A 16225-nucleotide genomic window follows, 5' to 3' on the forward strand; every position below is an offset into this window, starting at 1 on the left:
TGTGTAAAAACCCGAAAAAGTGTGTAAAGCTTACACACTTTTTCGGGTTTTTATCTTTAAAAAAAGTAATATATAACTACCTACTTTACCTGATGGGCCGGTTTCAATAGGTCGTTCACTGTTTTAACCGGATTAAAGGTTACCAATGGAACTTCTACGAAAATAGTATTCCAAAAAGCCATAGCGCCATTCCAAAGCCCTGGTAGTTCCAATGCCTTTAACGCCCGTCCTTCTTTGGTTTTACTCGTTATAAAACCTTGTTTAGGGTTTACAAAATTCAATAGATTATACTTCTCTCCCTTATAGTTCTTAATGCCACAAACGAGATCTACCGGGTTAAAATGGGTGGAATTCTTTAAAATAGCAACTTGGCCCTCATTGTCCATATCGATTTGTGCCGACTCTACAATCTGCAACGATACATGGTTATTCTGATCAAGTATCCAAAACGGACCACCACCGGGTTCTCCCTCATTTTTCACCATACCACAGATGCGTATAGGCCGGTTGATTTTATCTTTTAATATGTCTAACTGGTCTTGAAGACTAAATCCGGAAAAATTCTCGGATAAACGAACGTTTAGTTCGTCTTTCAGAAAACGCTCGATTTCTTCCATCAATTCGGCGGTCATTTCACCTTCATCCAATTGTCTGGCGTAAGCAAAAGCCTTTTCTTGCACACGCATCAGAAGGCCGGCAAGTACCTTTTTATGCTTCGCAATAGCCGTAGCGAATTCTGGCGCCACTACATTATCAATATTTTTTACAAAAATAATATCGGCATCTTGCTCATTCAGGTTCTCAATGAGCGCCCCATGTCCTCCAGGTCTGAACAACAATGATCCATCTGAATTTCGAAAAGGATTGTTATCCATATCGACAGCAATGGTATCGGTTGAAGGTTTTTGATAGGAATAGCCAACTTCAAATGACGTATTGGTTGCCTCTGACACCCGCTGTCTTACCTTTTCAAATTCTTTATTGAACAAATCTCCGTGTTGCTCAGAAATGGTAAAATGCAGTCTAGCCGAATCGTCATTTTTGGCATATGCCGCAGCCTCTTTTAAATGTTCTTCAAAAGGTGTGGCAGCATAATCACCATAATTGTGAAATGGCAACAACCCCTTAGGGTAAAAACCATAATTTAGTGCTTGATCGGACAAAAGTTCTTTCACAAAGAGATATACCTCTTCATCTTTTGATTTTGCTTCACCCGCAATTCTATTTTTCACAAGATCATAAAATGCAAAATTCTGTATTCCCTCAGAAAATCGTTTGATATCATTATCATTGGTTCGTTCGATATAGGCTTCAAGACTTTCTTTGGCGGAGTCATAATTTTCCAGAAAATTGAACAAAGCCTTGAACATTCGAGATGCCGCACCCGAGGCTGGAACGAACTTAAGCAATGAGAGCTTGTGATGTGAATTATCGAACCGTTGTACCAATACGTCTTCCACCCCTTCCGAAAACTTTGAAATACCGTCACCGACCACCGCAGGTTTTAATAAATGAACAAACGGCACTCCCTCCTCAAAGGTCTTGATTTGGTTTGCTACTATTTCAGTTGCTATTTTTTTCTTTGAAAGCTGTGCTAAATCATTTTCTGAAAATTGTGTCATTTGCTCAATAGTTTATCAATGTGTTTAACGGCCTTGGCCATTCTTTCTTTTTTATCGCCCTTTAAAATAACAAAATTTCGTTTATACTTTTCCAACGTAAGTTTAAAATACTCGAACATTCTTTCCCTTTCATTAGGTTTATCGCGTAAATCGTCTCCTACCCAAGGTATATCAATAGATGTCAAAAAATAAATATCATACGTATTTTTCAGGGCATGTCGTTCCAAAATCGGATTACAATGACCAAGATAGTATGCTTCTGAATATACTTTGGTCTCCAACAAATCGGTATCACATATCAAGACATCAGAGGCCTTTTTTGCCAATTCGTTTTCAAGCTGTATCTGTCCTTTCGCAATCGGAAGCAAATCTTCCGGCTCACATGTCTTTCGTTCGTTGTTCCATTTCTCCTGAAGATATGCCCTAGCAAATTCGGGCACCCAAACTGTATTATAATGGCGCGCCAATTGTTCCGATAGGGTTGTCTTACCGGTCGATTCAGGACCGAAGAGTACTACTTTAACAACGTTCGAGGGCTCTTGTTCAAACTCTTTTTCCATGCATTGTACCCGTAAATGGCGATTATGGTAAACAAAAAGTATTGTATCGCGGTAAATATAAGTCCTTTGTATAAATAAAGCGGAACAGATATAATGTCGCCGATAATCCAATACGTCCAATTTTCCAATTTCTTCTTTGCCATAAGCCACATTCCCAGAAAAAAAATGGCCGTAGTCAGGGCATCTACATAAGCTGTCCAATTGTTGAACTTATTAAAGAAAGCATATACCAAGCCGACAAATACAATGGTACTAACAAACAATATAACCGACCACTTTTTCTCCATTGTTGTAGTTCTGGTTATTGGTATAAAATGATCCTCATCTGTTTTTCTTGTCCAAATATACCATCCCACAATACTCATCGTAAAATAATAGGCATTTATGAGCATGTCACCCAAGAGCCCGTAAATCAGCAAGATATAAACAAAAACGGCCGTGCTGATAATACCGGTAGGAAAAACCAAGATATTCTCCTTCTTAGAATACCAAACACTTAAAAAACCAAAGACCACACCAATCATCTCCAGCACGGTTAAATGCATCGGAACTCCTTGGTACTGCGAAAAAATCCAATCAAAAATGTGGCTCATACCCGCTTCTGTCACTTTTTACTACTTTCATAAGAAGTAGGCCCCGATCCATTAGTTCAAAAGCTGTCTTAATTTCGGTCTGAAGTAACTTCATTACCGCATCATACTCTCCGTAGACCTGAGTACTTAATGGGTTTTCAAGAACGGTAAGACCAGAAGCCCTAAGTTTTTTAATAAAATCAATAATGCGCTCTTCAAAATCATCTTGTAATGGAGAAAAAGTCAGTTCTACGGAAATATCCATTTATCAATTACTATAATAAAGTTAATAAGGAGAATTAAAATAAAAAGGGATTGTGCTAATTTGAAAAACAGTTCACATAAAATTAGACCTAAGTTTTAAGGGCATAGACGCATGTAAAGCCTTCAAACTCCAAAAAATGGATATCATAAGATGATGAATCACCGTGATAAAGCACTTCGGCCGTAGTTAGATTATCAGCGAAAGAAAAATCCTTTACATCTACATGATGCAAAAAACTAAGCCCCTGCTTGGCATAAATCTTAAAAATTGATTCCTTGGCACCCCACACAATTGTCAGCTTCTGAATTAAGGCATCGGTATTGGCAATCGTACGGTACTCTTCGATCGGTGTAAACTTATTGGCAATACGCAATATCTTTTCCCGTTGCATTTCAATATCTATACCGACTTCCTGCGTACCGCTAATAATTATGCCCGTAAATTCATGCGAATGTGTAATCGATATATGTCGCCCATCTTTTAAATGGGGTTTGCCCGCCTCGTCGTAATACAAATCTTCATCTACGTAACCTGCCTCGGCCATCAAATGACGAATGCTCAAAAAACCGCGACGGTGTAATTCGGACTTCATACCATCCATACGATTTTGACAATGTGGGGTCAACCTGATGCCTTCAGAAAGTTGGGCTTCAGACTCTTCGATCTTCCAAATGTACAATTTGATCGAAGAACTTACGGTTATTGTCTTATATAGTGGCATTCCGTTTGTTAAGTAATTTGTAACTTTGTATGCGCTAAAAAAGACAGAAAAACTGTCATATAACGAAAATAAAAATAAAAAAGGATATGAGCACCAAAACTATCGCCTATGTGCCTTATAAAGTTAAAGATATTTCTCTTGCAGCTTGGGGAAGAAAAGAAATTGACCTCGCAGAAGCAGAAATGCCCGGTTTGATATCACTGCGGGAAGAGTATAAAAACGAACAACCTTTAAAAGGTGCTCGCATCGCCGGATGCCTGCATATGACCATACAAACAGCAGTATTAATAGAGACCTTGGTCGCTTTGGGCGCCGATGTCACTTGGAGTTCGTGCAACATTTTTTCTACACAAGACCATGCAGCGGCCGCAATAGCGGCTGCGGGTATTCCCGTTTATGCTTGGAAAGGCATGACCGAAGAAGAATTCGATTGGTGCATTGAGCAAACTTTATTTTTTGGCGAAGATCGTCAACCCTTGAATATGATTTTAGACGATGGTGGCGATCTTACGAACATGGTACTTGACAAATATCCAGAGTTGACCTCAGCGATCAAAGGACTTTCGGAAGAAACTACCACTGGTGTACACCGTTTGTACGAGAGAGTAAAAAAAGGCACATTACCTATGCCTGCCATAAATGTGAACGATTCTGTTACCAAATCGAAATTTGATAATAAATACGGCTGTCGTGAGAGTGCCGTAGATGCAATTCGCCGAGCTACCGATACCATGTTAGCCGGAAAAAGGGTAGTTGTAGCAGGTTATGGGGATGTCGGCAAAGGTACTGCTGCTTCTTTTAAGGGCGCAGGTTCTATCGTAACTGTAACCGAAATCGACCCTATTTGTGCACTTCAAGCCTGTATGGATGGATTTGAGGTTAAAAAACTAGAGAATGTTATCGGTACCGCAGATGTGGTTATCACTACAACTGGTAATAAAGACATTATTCAGGCACAACATTTTAAGGCGTTAAAAGACAAAGCCATCGTGTGTAACATCGGGCATTTTGATAATGAAATCGATATGGCTTGGTTAAACGGAAATTACGGTAACACCAAAGATGAAATAAAACCACAAGTGGATAAATATACCATCGACGGTAAAGATCTTATCATTTTGGCCGAAGGTCGTTTGGTCAATTTGGGTTGTGCCACAGGACATCCTAGTTTTGTTATGAGCAACTCGTTCACAAACCAAACATTGGCTCAGATCGAGCTTTGGAAATTTAGCGACAAATACAAAAACGATGTATATATGTTGCCAAAACATTTAGATGAAAAGGTGGCCAAATTACATCTATCACGTTTGGGTGCAGAACTTACCGAACTTCGTGAAGATCAAGCCGAGTATATCGGAGTGACCGTTGAAGGGCCGTTCAAGCCCGAGTATTACAGGTACTAAAATCATTCCTCCTCAGGCCGTAAGGTACAGGAGACTTACGAATAACAAAAGACCTCTACAGCAATGTGGAGGTTTTTTTATGATACACACCTCCTGTTTATTTCATGTTCTCCAACGGTTTCATCCTATTGAACCCCTTGCAAAACAAACTCTTTTTCTTCTTATAAACACAAAAAACACCGTCCACCACATAATGCAATGGCCAGTGTTTTTTTTTAAATTCACCGAACTGGTTCGGTTCAATCTTTCATATCGATTTAAACATTCTGAGGAACCTCGAATTCTGCCCGATAGTTTCGTGTCAAGTATTTATCTGCCTCGGCATCGTTGACAAACTTCTCAGTCTTAGGGTCAAAGTTCAGAACACGACCTGTACGATAGGCTATATTACCCAAATGTGCCAAGCCTGAAGAAAGGTGTGCAGTTTCGACCGGCCCGTTAAGAATCGATTTATCATGCTTGCGAACGGCTTCGATAAAGTTAGCGAAATGTCCATCGGTACCTCCGGCACCTCTATCCATTCCAGTACCAGACTCTCCTCCGTCCTCACCAGATTTACCCGGAGTTCGGTCTTGACCTAAATATGTTTTGTACTTGTCGTAACCATCTACTACCAGTATACCCTTGTCGCCATAGAAAATATTCCCTACAGTAGCCCCTTCTTCGGTGTTGGTACACCAAGGACGCACTTCAAATTGTATAATCTTGTTTTCATCTGGATAATTGTATACGGAAGTAAGCAATTCGGGTGTCTCTTTACTATCGTTCCAAAGGAATTTACCCCCCATAGAGGTTATTTGGGTGGGAAGACCAACATCTAATCCCCACATGCAGAGATCCGTTTCATGAATACCTTGGTTGCCCACATCGCCGTTACCATAATCCCAATGCCAGTGCCAATTGTAATGTACAAGGTTTTCGGTAAACGGTTGCTTTTGGGCAGGGCCAGTCCATAAATCATAATCTAGACCAGCAGGAACAGGAGAAGTGCCTTTATCCCCAATATCGCCTCTCCAACGAAAAACAAGACCTCGTGCCATATAAACACGCCCGATATAACCATCTCGCATTAATTCAATAGCCTCATTGACTGCGGGAGAGCTTCTTAACTGTACGCCGTGCTGTACGATGCGATCGTATTTGTTTGCAGCTTCAACCATCTTTCGGCCTTCCCATATGTTATGTGATCCAGGTTTTTCGACATAGACATCCTTACCGGCTTGACAAGCCCATATCACAGAAAGGGCGTGCCAATGGTTAGGAGAAGCTATACTGACAACGTCGATATCTTTATCATCAAAAACGCGACGAAGATCTTGTTCGATACCTACATTTTTATTGTATGTTTCCTTAAACGATTTTTGACGCTCCTTCAAGAGGTTCATATCAGGATCGCATAGTGTGGCGATACGCACATTATCCTGAGCCATAAAACTTTTAATATGGCTTTTGCCACGACCATTAACACCTAACACTGCAGCATTTATTCGATCGTTAGCTCCAAAAACATTTGCTGAGATAATGGTTGGCGCCGTTATTACAGCCGAGGAAGCAACGGCCGTTTTCTTTATAAAGGACCTTCTCGTTGATTTCATTCGCTATTATATTTAGTTAAACTTAAAATTCTTGATCACTACCGCTAAAGCCTAAACCAATCAACATTCTAAAACAGTCGAACATGACTCATTGAATGTTAAAAAATTTAATCGGTACCCTATTGCCCCCTTGCTATTCTGATTCTATCACTGTGATAGAACAGGCATAAAATGCAGGGTTGCCTTAAGAAGAGGAAAGTTAACACTATTTTTTAAAATCGGTAAAAATGTTGGACAGTGAATAGGAAAAGTTCAGTAATTTAACATTTGAGATTCCTTTATAGAACCTCCAACTGGTTTGACATAAAGCATAGCGCTTACGACAAATAATATTCCACTCGCCAATAGACAGAATATTGACCGTAAAAGCGCCTCGGTTATCAACATACGGAATAGAACAAGCTATTCTAAAAACAGAAAATGCAATGAAAAGTATCTAATACACGCTCGATTCCTGATAAAAGCCGAGCATACACAACGTTCTAGGATTTTTGACGATTACAACCTAATCGTTGTGTCTCAACATCAAATCCCTATACTTTTCAGAGTCTTCCTTTGAGTGATTTCCATAATCATCTATGATGACATGTGGTATACTGTTAGCCTTCAGAAAGATGGCAATTCTATCAAGTTTCTCTGGTGTACCTTTTATTTCAATCTTGGCCATTTTTGTATCATTTAATCAAATTACACTATAATGTATTAAGCCATCGTATGCCCTTCGGGAAGAACCGAAGAAATTATGAATAAGAGTGGGGAATTATTTTAATTTTAAGTCCTCAATGAAAAAATGGAGGTAATAAATATAAGAAAAAAATCTTTATCCCGTTCTAAAAAAAACAGTTACGAACTCTCCTTCAGTCCATTAGAGCACGAAAAAACCCTTTCCGTTTCCAAAAAGGGTTTTCACTATCTACTATGTAAAGAAATTTATACTAAGCCTCGAAAGGCTCTATGGAAACATAAGATTTTCCGCCTGCTTTCTTTTCAAATTTTACGAGTCCGTCAACACGGGCATGTAATGTATGATCTTTCCCGGCATATACGTTTTCTCCTGGGTTATGTCTAGTTCCCCTTTGTCTAACGATAATGTTTCCAGCAATTGCAGCCTGACCACCAAAAATCTTAACGCCTAAACGTTTTGATTCCGACTCTCTACCGTTCTTAGAACTACCTACACCTTTTTTATGTGCCATCTTCTAAAATTTTATATGTTACTTGGAAAAGCAGTCTTACTTTCCTCCGTTCAATTCGTCTTGTAATTTTTTTAACTCATCCCATTTACCCTCGGCAGCCAATTGAGCCTGCTGTGGCCATGTTCCTGGATCTAAATGAGCCATTCTTGAACTAGCTTCGGTCAATATCTCTTTGATATTGTCTGGTTCAGCTTTTGACAACTTGGCATAAGTTCCAATACCGGCGTTTGTCAAGGCTTCTGCCGCCTTTGGCCCGATTCCTTCGATTTTCTTCAGATCGTCACCTTTGGCAGCGGCTTTCTTAGGTGCCGCTTTCTCCGCTTTAGCTTTTGATGCAACCGATACTTCTACAGCTGCCGCTTTACCATCAGCTTTTTCCTTCGAGGGCTTTGACTCCTTTTTAGATTCGGTCTTTTTAGCACCTTTGGCTACAATACTTTCGATAACAATTTCGGTCAATGATTGACGATGACCGTTTTTCTTGCTGTACCCTTTTCGTCTTTTCTTTTTAAAGACAATTACCTTGTCACCTCTAAGGTGCTTAATGACTTTAGCCTCAACTGCGGCTCCGTCTATAGCTGGGGCGCCAATAGTAATGTTCTTGCCGTCATCCAAAAGAAGTACATTGTCAAAAGTTACCTTTTTACCTTCTTCTGTTTGCAAACGATGAACATACACTTTTTGGTCTTTCGCAACTTTAAATTGCTGCCCTGCCATCTCTACAATTGCATACATAGCGTGTATATTAGTTATATTATCACCTATTATTTTTCAATAAGCGGATGCAAATATACTGCTAAATATCAAATGTACAAGTGATTTTATCGAGTTTTTAAGCAGATCTCTTCTTTAAGTTGTTGCTTGATTTGAAGAGTTGCATAAAAGATAGGGTCAGAACCAAGGTAGTTGCGAAACCCATAATGGCCACAGTCACAAAGACGATACCCTCGAAACCCGCATAATCTTTGGCCCATGCCGTAGAAAGCTCATTTAAAAAATTGGTATTCAACTCTGTAGAATACAACGCAAAAAACAAGGTGAAAATAAACGTTGCAACACCCCCTGTAACCAACCCGGCAACAAAACCCTTTCCATAATCAAAACCGGGGTCTCGCAACCTCATGTACTTGATAGCCTCATATATCCCAAACCCCGTGATTATAGCATTAAAAAGGCTATAAAAAACATTGGTATGCAAATTAAAGAGCGAAAGGATCAAAAAATATGCAATAAGACAGCCACTTGTGGCTACACCAAAACGAATCGGAAGTGCAAATTGTTTCATTTATCAGAGTTTTCAAGTTGACCCCTTCAAATTACACAAAATTTATAAATTAACATTACAAAATCATGTTAAAGCGCCATGCCTTTCAACCCAAACATCAAAAAAAAATTATATTCGTTGTAACGAACTACGATAATTCACTACCTACATTATATAAGAACCAAACACCATATTAAGATGAAGGCAAACTTACTACTTAAGATTTGTTTGATGCTACTGGCAACTATCTCCAAGGCTCAAGAAGTGGCCTATCAAGAATACGATCTTGACAACGGACTACATGTAATATTGCACCAAGATAATGGCGCACCTGTGGTTACAACTTCTGTGATGTACCATGTCGGCGCAAAAGACGAAAATGAAAATAAAACAGGCTTTGCCCATTTCTTTGAACACCTACTCTTTGAGGGAACGGCAAATATTGGGCGTGGGGAGTGGTTTAAAATAGTGTCTTCGAATGGCGGACAGAACAATGCAAACACCACACAAGATCGCACCTATTACTACGAAGTATTCACTTCCAACAACTTAGAACTAGGATTGTGGCTCGAATCTGAGCGATTAATGCACCCGGTTATCAATCAAATAGGAGTCGACACTCAAAAGGAAGTCGTACAGGAAGAACGTCGCATGCGATACGACAATTCCCCCTATGGCAGATGGCAAGAGCAAATGGGCATCCATCTTTACAAAAAGCATCCTTATCGTTGGCAAACCATCGGTTCGTTGGAGCATTTAGCCAGTGCCAGCCTCGAGGATTTCAAGGATTTCAACAAAACCTACTACGTTCCGAACAATGCCGTTCTTGTCGTGGCAGGGGATATCGATATAGCAGTCACCAAAAAAATGATCGACGATTATTTCGGACCTATTCCTAGAGGAGAAAAAATTCAGCGCAAAACAATTATCGAAGAACCTATTACACAAACGATCAAGGCCAGTTACAAAGACCCCAATATTCAAATACCAGCAATTTTCGCTGGATACAGAACGCCAAAAAACACTGATCGAGAAGCGTATGTTCTTGATATGATCTCTACCTATTTGAGCAGTGGAAAAAGCTCAAAACTCTACAAAAAATTGGTAGACGAGAAAAAAAAGGCCGTTCAAGTATTCGCCTTCAATATTAGTCAAGAAGATTACGGGTCGTACGTGATAGGTGCACTTCCGCTAGGTGAAAATTCACTGCAAGATCTTTTAAACGAAATCGACGAAGAAATCGTAAAGCTTCAAACTGATTTGATTTCTGAAAAAGATTATCAAAAAATTCAGAATAAATTTGAAAATCAATTTGTGAATTCGAACAGCAGTATAGCGGGTATCGCCAATTCATTGGCGCGAAACTATCTACTCTATGACAATACAGATTTAATCAACTCTGAAATCGAAATATACAGGTCGATTACCAGGGAAGAAATTAAAAAAGTAGCCAATAAATACCTCCATCCCAATCAACGTGTAGAGTTGCAATATTTACCGGGCGAATCTACAGGCAAGTAATAGCTGAAAACACAAAACCAGATGAAAAAACATATAGCCTTCACCTTAACTTTTATATTTCTCGGCATATCATTGCATGCACAGATTGATCGTAGTCAGCCACCAAAACCGGGACCAGCACCCGAAATTAATCTAAAAGAGCCCCAACGCTTCGAGATGAGGAACGGCCTTAAAGTAATGGTGGTAGAAGACCACAAACTGCCCAAGGTCTCTGTGCAATTATTGATTGACAACCCACCCATATTAGAAGGCAGCAAAGCAGGCGTATCGAGCTTGACCGCAAGTCTATTGGGCAAAGGTTCAAAATCAATCTCAATGGATGACTTTAATGAGGAGGTCGATTATTTGGGCGCCAGCATTAATTTCGGTTCGCAAAGTGCCTTTGCCAATTCGCTTAGCAAGTATTTTCCTAGAATTTTTGAGCTTATGGTCGATGCGGCACTAAACCCTAATTTCACTGAAGCAGAATTCGACAAGGAAAAAGCCAAATTGCTGACCAATCTTAAAAGTCAAGAGAAAGATGTATCCGCAATTTCCAATAGGGTACAAAATTCGTTGGCCTATGGAAAGGATCATCCATATGGCGAGTTTGTGACCGAACAAAGTGTCAACAACGTAACCCTGGATGACGTTAAGCAGTTTTATACCGATTATTTCGTTCCGGCCAATGCCTATTTGGTAATTATAGGAGACGTAAATTTTGAAGATACAAAAGAACTGGTAGAAACCCATTTTACCCCGTGGACGAAAGCCACACCGCCATCATTTCAATTTTCAAGACCGTCAAACGCGTTATACACCCAAATAAACTTCATCGATGTACCCAATGCCGTACAATCTGAAGTCGCTGTGGAAAATTTGGTGAATCTAAGAATGGCTGACGATGACTACCTTTCGGCCCTTATGGCCAATCGTATTTTAGGAGGCGGTGCCCAGGGAAGACTTTTTCAAAACCTTAGGGAAGATAAGGCCTATACCTACGGGGCTTACTCCGGTATTGGTAACGACAAATACGCCCCTGCCAATTTTAGTGCTTCCGCAAGTGTACGCAACGCGGTGACCGATAGTACTATCGTAGAGATTTTGAGCGAAATCGACAAAATAATAAAAAACCCTGTTTCCGAAGAAGAATTAAAAAATGCCAAAGCCACGTATATCGGTAGTTTCGTACTGGCCTTGGAACGACCAGAAACCATGGCACGTTATGCCATCAATATGGAAACCGAAAACTTGCCCAAAGACTTTTACAAAACATATCTTGAACGAATCAATGCCATTAGCATTGAAGATGTTCAGCGTGCAGCAAAAAAATACCTCACGGTAGACAACGCCCGAGTTGTTGTCACAGGAAAAGGCAGTGATGTGGCAGAAAATCTTGAAGCCATTACTTTTAACGGCAAACCTATGCAGGTGAAGTATTTTGATAAATATGCCAATCCGGTTGACAAGCCAAATTACGATTCTGAAATGCCCGAAGGTATCGCCGTAAACGATGTATTGAACAAGTACCTAGAGGCCATAGGAGGAAAAGAAAAACTGGGAGGTATTGCGTCGTATAAATTACTTGCCGAGGCTGAAATGCAAGGCATGAAATTGGCCCTTGAAATTAAAAAAACGGTAAAAAATCAGTTTATGCAAGAGATAAAAGTGGCCGGCAACTCGATGAGCTTACAGGTTCTCAACGGAGATCAAGGCTATATGACTATACAGGGGCAGCGCAAAGAAATGGGTGTTGAAGAACTGAAGAAAGTGAAGGAAGAGTCTGCATTATTCCCTGAACTAAACTATCTCGATAAAGAGCTGTCTTTGGAAGGTATTGAAGAAATTGACGGAAAAAAGGCGTACAAGCTTAAAATATCCGAAGAGAAATCCGCTTTCTATGATATGGAAACTGGACTAAAAATACAGGAAGTCACCAATGCGGAAATGAACGGCCAAACAATGACAAGCATTATAAGCTATGGCGATTACAAGGAAACATCCGGAATACAGTTTCCCTTCACGATCTCCCAAACCATGGGCCCTCAAAAATTTGAGTTTGTCGTAAAAGAAATAAAAGTTGACGAAGGGGTTTCAGACACCGATTTCGAGTAGTGTTACGCTGAAAAGAGCGCATCATACACTCATTCATGTGGTTACCGAACATTTGACAAAAAATATTAAGTCACCCTTTATTCTTAAAAAACCATTGGTCGAAAAATCAAAATATAGCCACTTATGATCAAAGATTTTTTAGTCAATTCCTTTATAATCATAGGATCGCTTGCCACTTATCCTTTTTCTGCATATACCCAAACGAAATCGGAGGAGGTAAAAAAACCGAACATCATATTTATTATGGCCGATGATATGGGGTGGACGGGTTTGAGCGGATACGGAAGTAACCTGCATGAGACGCCTGTCATCGACCAACTTTCAAAGGAAGGAATGAAATTTACCAATGCATACAGCGCAGCCGCTATTTGCACTCCGACTAGAGCGTCCATTTTGACAGGAAAATGTCCGGCGAGGTTAAATATGACCACTTGGCATGAGAATGCCGGACCACCAACCCCCAATACAGAGAACAAACTACTTCCACCCACCACATTGCCCAACCTTCTTCTTGATGAATTCACCATTGCCGAAATGGTAAAGAAAGCAGGGTACTTTACCGCTCACATAGGGAAATGGCATTTGGGCGACGCAAATCATTACCCGGAAACGCAGGGATTTGATATAAATATCGGCGGAACCATGTGGGGAATGCCGCAAACGTATTGGTACCCATTTAGAGGTTGGAGAGAAAGTGACCAAGAAATAAGATATGTTCCCGGCCTAGATAATATTGACGGAAACAATGCGAATGCTTATTTGACCGATCGCTTAACCGACAAGGCTATTGAGGTTATTGAAGCAAAAAAGAACGATTCCTTTTTTCTGAATTTATCCTATTACAATTGTCATGTACCAATAGAAGGAAAACCTGAACTAGTTGATTATTTTGAGCATAAACTTACCGCTGGAAACAAAAATACTTATCACACCAATCCAGGATATGCGGCAATGATAGCATCTCTTGACAAGAATATTGGAAGAGTCTTTAACGCAATCAAGAAAGCTGGCATAGAAGAAAATACAATCATCTTTTTTTATTCGGATAATGGCGGACAAGTTAATGCACGGGTAAACTTAAAAAACAATTATCCGCTAAGGTCTGGAAAAGGGTCGCTATACGAAGGGGGCATCAGGGTTCCTTTTATTGTTAAATGGCCGGGAATCACGAAGCCGGGCGACGTATGTGATTACCCCGTATCGTCTATTGATATCTTGCCTACCATTCAGGAAATGACCGGATTGACAGATAAAGAAAATCATCTTAAAAAAATAGATGGCGTTTCAATAGTGCCATTACTGCGAGACCCCTCTTCAACTCTGGCCCGGGAAACGCTTTACTGGCATTTTCCGCACTATTATCCCACCACAACCCCGGTAAGTGCAATTCGAAAAGGAAAATGGAAATTGCTTGAGTTTTTTGAAGACAATCATCTCGAACTCTATAATCTCAAAAGTGATTTAGGTGAAAATCATAATTTGGCCGAAAAACATCCTGATATTGTAGCGGACCTTTATCATAATTTAAAGGCATGGCGAAAAAGTATTGATGCAAAGTACCCAAGTACGAATCCTCAGTACATACCTGCACCTTAATCAATGGAATAAAAATTGAAATAAAACCGCATATTTCAGATGCAAAATTCAAAATAAGAGTTAGCCTACATTTAATGAGGTTACCAGGAAAGTATACACACGAAAAAGTATAGAAAAAACAATTGACATAAATTTAAAGAGGCTCAAAAAGCAAAGATTCACCTTTGATCCTATAATCACTTATATTTGCATAAAAGTCGACTCATGAAGCATATCCTATCAATTTTAAGTGCTATAGTACTACTTTTCGCTGTAATCGCGTGTAAAGAAACCAAGAAGGCCGATGGTTACACCAACGACCAAATGAAGCAAGTTATGGCCCTACATGATGAGGTAATGCCCAAAATGGGTGTTTTCGGCAAACTTGTTAAAGAACTTAAGAGCAAAGAAGATAGTACGGCCATGGGCCTAAAATACAAACAAGCACGGGAAGACCTTCAGGCTGCCCATAAAAACATGATGGACTGGATGAAAGGTTTTGGCGACCGGTTTGATTCTGATGAAATTTTGAACGGAAAAGCCTTGTCGAAAGAAAAGCAAGCTTGGCTCGACGAAGAGGAAGAAAAAATTAAAGAGGTACATCGAGATATTAATTCGAGTATCAACAAAGCGGAAGCTTTATTATCGACTAATTAAATTCATTCCACCACTCCTCAACTGTCATGAGCTCTTGATCTAAAATAACGGGTTCTCCGATTCTAGGCGTCACTATAGGGATGTTAAGTTCGGCAGCCTTTATCGACAAGCGCTCTACCGGTTCTGACCAAGGATGCATAGCAAGCTTGAACGCTCCCCAATGAATTGGCATTATTGCCCTTGCTTTTACATCAACACCTGCTTGAGCCGTTTCTTCCGGCAGCATATGTATTTCTTGCCACAAGGTATTATATTGACCACATTCCATCATAGCAAAATCGAAGGGTCCATATTTTTCCCCAATTTCTTTAAAATGAGACCCATATCCGCTATCTCCGCTAAAAAATATATTTTCCGACGCAGATTTTATAACCCAAGAACCCCAAAGAGTTTTCCCCCCATCGGTCAAGCCCCTTCCCGAGAAATGTTGAGCAGGTGTGCACGCAAGTGTGAGCTCTTCAAGAATAATTTCCTCCCACCAGTCCAATTCCTTAATACGGTCAGGTTCAACTCCCCACTCCAACAGATGTACACCAACACCTAAAGGGGTATAGAAGACCCCTACCTTATCCTTCAATTTCAAAATAGACCCGTAATCTAAATGGTCATAATGGTCGTGGGATAAAATGACTGCATCGATCTTCGGAAGCTTTTCAATTTCAATTGGCAAATTTTTACTAAAACGTTTCGATCCAAGTAAGGGTGATGGTGCAGGAACCGCCCCAAACATGGGATCAAGTAAAATACTTTTACCTTTTATCTGTAGTAAAAAGGTCGAATGGCCAAACCAGATCAAACGGGCATTGCCACTGTACTGGGCAATATTCAATGAATCGGCCTTCTGTACGGTAATATTTTCCTTTGGTTTTGATTTGGGTTGCGGCCCAAAAAAACCTACCAGGCTTTTAACATAATCACTAAAGCCCATATTCATTTTAACATCACCGATATTGGAAAAAACTCCCTTTCTGTACTGCTTCGATTCAGCGTAAACCGCCTTTTGCGCTTCTGTCGCGGAGCCGCCGAATTGTGGACTTAACCTAATAAAGAGCATTACCCCCACTATCAGAATCAATATAATTCCGCCAATGAAAACCACCATTCTTTTAATTATTTTTAAGCGTTTAGACATACTTTCTTGAGCTTCGTGTTATTACCCGTACTTTCTAACTCCCCCGAT

Annotated in this window: 16 protein-coding genes; 5 read left to right on the forward strand and 11 right to left on the reverse strand. The window is 40.0% G+C overall.

Going from position 1 to position 16225, the window contains the following annotated elements; genetic code table 11:
• Nucleotides 1-80 precede the first annotated feature (80 nt).
• The 5 genes from AACZ88_RS05450 to AACZ88_RS05470 form a co-directional block, all read right to left on the reverse strand.
• Nucleotides 81-1622, reverse strand: a complete 1542-nt coding sequence (locus AACZ88_RS05450) for a DUF4301 family protein (protein WP_339707327.1) — start codon at nucleotides 1620-1622, stop codon at nucleotides 81-83.
• Nucleotides 1619-2182, reverse strand: a complete 564-nt coding sequence (locus tag AACZ88_RS05455; RefSeq protein ID WP_339707330.1) for an ATP-binding protein — start codon at nucleotides 2180-2182, stop codon at nucleotides 1619-1621. The genes AACZ88_RS05450 and AACZ88_RS05455 overlap by 4 nt, the downstream gene beginning before the upstream one ends.
• Nucleotides 2137-2775, reverse strand: coding sequence for a nicotinamide riboside transporter PnuC (gene pnuC, locus AACZ88_RS05460; protein WP_339707333.1), 639 nt, complete (start codon nucleotides 2773-2775; stop codon nucleotides 2137-2139). The genes AACZ88_RS05455 and pnuC overlap by 46 nt, the downstream gene beginning before the upstream one ends.
• A complete protein-coding gene (locus tag AACZ88_RS05465; protein WP_339707336.1) occupies nucleotides 2759-3019 on the reverse strand; it encodes a thiamine-binding protein in 261 nt (86 codons plus the stop codon). Before AACZ88_RS05465 ends, pnuC begins: the two co-directional genes overlap by 17 nt.
• Before the next feature lie 88 nt (nucleotides 3020-3107).
• Entirely contained in the window at nucleotides 3108-3740 is a 633-nt protein-coding gene (locus tag AACZ88_RS05470) for a 4'-phosphopantetheinyl transferase superfamily protein (RefSeq protein WP_339707339.1), read from the reverse strand.
• Between the two features lie 86 nt (nucleotides 3741-3826).
• Between AACZ88_RS05470 and ahcY the strand changes: the two genes are divergently transcribed.
• Complete coding sequence (gene ahcY / locus AACZ88_RS05475) at nucleotides 3827-5143, forward strand: adenosylhomocysteinase (protein WP_339707342.1); 1317 nt, start codon at nucleotides 3827-3829, stop codon at nucleotides 5141-5143.
• Nucleotides 5144-5400: 257 nt separating this feature from the next.
• Here ahcY and AACZ88_RS05480 read toward each other — a convergent pair whose 3' ends face one another.
• The 5 genes from AACZ88_RS05480 to AACZ88_RS05500 form a co-directional block, all read right to left on the reverse strand.
• On the reverse strand, nucleotides 5401-6738 hold the full coding sequence (locus tag AACZ88_RS05480) for a Gfo/Idh/MocA family oxidoreductase (protein WP_339707345.1): 1338 nt from the start codon (nucleotides 6736-6738) through the stop codon (nucleotides 5401-5403).
• A gap of 505 nt (nucleotides 6739-7243) precedes the next feature.
• Nucleotides 7244-7405: a hypothetical protein gene (locus AACZ88_RS05485; protein ID WP_339707348.1), complete on the reverse strand. Its 162-nt coding sequence runs from the start codon at nucleotides 7403-7405 to the stop codon at nucleotides 7244-7246.
• A gap of 268 nt (nucleotides 7406-7673) precedes the next feature.
• Nucleotides 7674-7934, reverse strand: a complete 261-nt coding sequence (gene rpmA / locus AACZ88_RS05490; RefSeq protein ID WP_013992723.1) for a 50S ribosomal protein L27 — start codon at nucleotides 7932-7934, stop codon at nucleotides 7674-7676.
• 36 nt (nucleotides 7935-7970) lie between these two features.
• Nucleotides 7971-8669, reverse strand: coding sequence for a 50S ribosomal protein L21 (gene rplU / locus AACZ88_RS05495; protein WP_339707351.1), 699 nt, complete (start codon nucleotides 8667-8669; stop codon nucleotides 7971-7973).
• A gap of 97 nt (nucleotides 8670-8766) precedes the next feature.
• On the reverse strand, nucleotides 8767-9219 hold the full coding sequence (locus AACZ88_RS05500) for a DUF4199 domain-containing protein (protein ID WP_339707354.1): 453 nt from the start codon (nucleotides 9217-9219) through the stop codon (nucleotides 8767-8769).
• Nucleotides 9220-9396: 177 nt separating this feature from the next.
• Here AACZ88_RS05500 and AACZ88_RS05505 point away from each other — a divergent pair, with 177 nt between their 5' ends.
• The 4 genes from AACZ88_RS05505 (at nucleotide 9397) to AACZ88_RS05520 (ending at nucleotide 15045) form a co-directional block, all read left to right on the forward strand.
• Nucleotides 9397-10719 carry a pitrilysin family protein gene (locus AACZ88_RS05505; RefSeq protein WP_339707357.1) on the forward strand — a complete coding sequence of 441 codons (1323 nt, stop codon included), beginning with the start codon at nucleotides 9397-9399 and terminating at the stop codon, nucleotides 10717-10719.
• Nucleotides 10720-10740: 21 nt separating this feature from the next.
• Nucleotides 10741-12813, forward strand: a complete 2073-nt coding sequence (locus tag AACZ88_RS05510) for an insulinase family protein (RefSeq protein WP_339707360.1) — start codon at nucleotides 10741-10743, stop codon at nucleotides 12811-12813.
• A 123-nt stretch (nucleotides 12814-12936) separates the two neighbouring features.
• A complete protein-coding gene (locus AACZ88_RS05515; RefSeq protein ID WP_339707363.1) occupies nucleotides 12937-14409 on the forward strand; it encodes a sulfatase in 1473 nt (490 codons plus the stop codon).
• A gap of 204 nt (nucleotides 14410-14613) precedes the next feature.
• Nucleotides 14614-15045: a hypothetical protein gene (locus AACZ88_RS05520; protein WP_339707366.1), complete on the forward strand. Its 432-nt coding sequence runs from the start codon at nucleotides 14614-14616 to the stop codon at nucleotides 15043-15045.
• Here AACZ88_RS05520 and AACZ88_RS05525 read toward each other — a convergent pair.
• Nucleotides 15038-16147 (reverse strand): MBL fold metallo-hydrolase, encoded by a 1110-nt coding sequence (locus AACZ88_RS05525; RefSeq protein WP_339707369.1) that lies wholly within the window; start codon nucleotides 16145-16147, stop codon nucleotides 15038-15040. The two genes, AACZ88_RS05520 and AACZ88_RS05525, sit on opposite strands and share 8 nt — an antisense overlap.
• Between the last annotated feature and the right edge of the window lie 78 nt (nucleotides 16148-16225).

This window comes from uncultured Kriegella sp. (assembly GCF_963975415.1).
In the GTDB taxonomy this organism is placed as follows: domain Bacteria; phylum Bacteroidota; class Bacteroidia; order Flavobacteriales; family Flavobacteriaceae; genus Kriegella.

Coding starts and splice junctions, on each gene's coding strand:
- AACZ88_RS05450 (WP_339707327.1), bottom strand. CDS start 1,622: ATGACACAATTTTCAGAAAATGATTTAGCACAGCTTTCAAAGAAAAAA.
- AACZ88_RS05455 (WP_339707330.1), bottom strand. CDS start 2,182: ATGGAAAAAGAGTTTGAACAAGAGCCCTCGAACGTTGTTAAAGTAGTA.
- pnuC (WP_339707333.1), bottom strand. CDS start 2,775: ATGAGCCACATTTTTGATTGGATTTTTTCGCAGTACCAAGGAGTTCCG.
- AACZ88_RS05465 (WP_339707336.1), bottom strand. CDS start 3,019: ATGGATATTTCCGTAGAACTGACTTTTTCTCCATTACAAGATGATTTT.
- AACZ88_RS05470 (WP_339707339.1), bottom strand. CDS start 3,740: ATGCCACTATATAAGACAATAACCGTAAGTTCTTCGATCAAATTGTAC.
- ahcY (WP_339707342.1), top strand. CDS start 3,827: ATGAGCACCAAAACTATCGCCTATGTGCCTTATAAAGTTAAAGATATT.
- AACZ88_RS05480 (WP_339707345.1), bottom strand. CDS start 6,738: ATGAAATCAACGAGAAGGTCCTTTATAAAGAAAACGGCCGTTGCTTCC.
- AACZ88_RS05485 (WP_339707348.1), bottom strand. CDS start 7,405: ATGGCCAAGATTGAAATAAAAGGTACACCAGAGAAACTTGATAGAATT.
- rpmA (WP_013992723.1), bottom strand. CDS start 7,934: ATGGCACATAAAAAAGGTGTAGGTAGTTCTAAGAACGGTAGAGAGTCG.
- rplU (WP_339707351.1), bottom strand. CDS start 8,669: ATGTATGCAATTGTAGAGATGGCAGGGCAGCAATTTAAAGTTGCGAAA.
- AACZ88_RS05500 (WP_339707354.1), bottom strand. CDS start 9,219: ATGAAACAATTTGCACTTCCGATTCGTTTTGGTGTAGCCACAAGTGGC.
- AACZ88_RS05505 (WP_339707357.1), top strand. CDS start 9,397: ATGAAGGCAAACTTACTACTTAAGATTTGTTTGATGCTACTGGCAACT.
- AACZ88_RS05510 (WP_339707360.1), top strand. CDS start 10,741: ATGAAAAAACATATAGCCTTCACCTTAACTTTTATATTTCTCGGCATA.
- AACZ88_RS05515 (WP_339707363.1), top strand. CDS start 12,937: ATGATCAAAGATTTTTTAGTCAATTCCTTTATAATCATAGGATCGCTT.
- AACZ88_RS05520 (WP_339707366.1), top strand. CDS start 14,614: ATGAAGCATATCCTATCAATTTTAAGTGCTATAGTACTACTTTTCGCT.
- AACZ88_RS05525 (WP_339707369.1), bottom strand. CDS start 16,147: ATGGTGGTTTTCATTGGCGGAATTATATTGATTCTGATAGTGGGGGTA.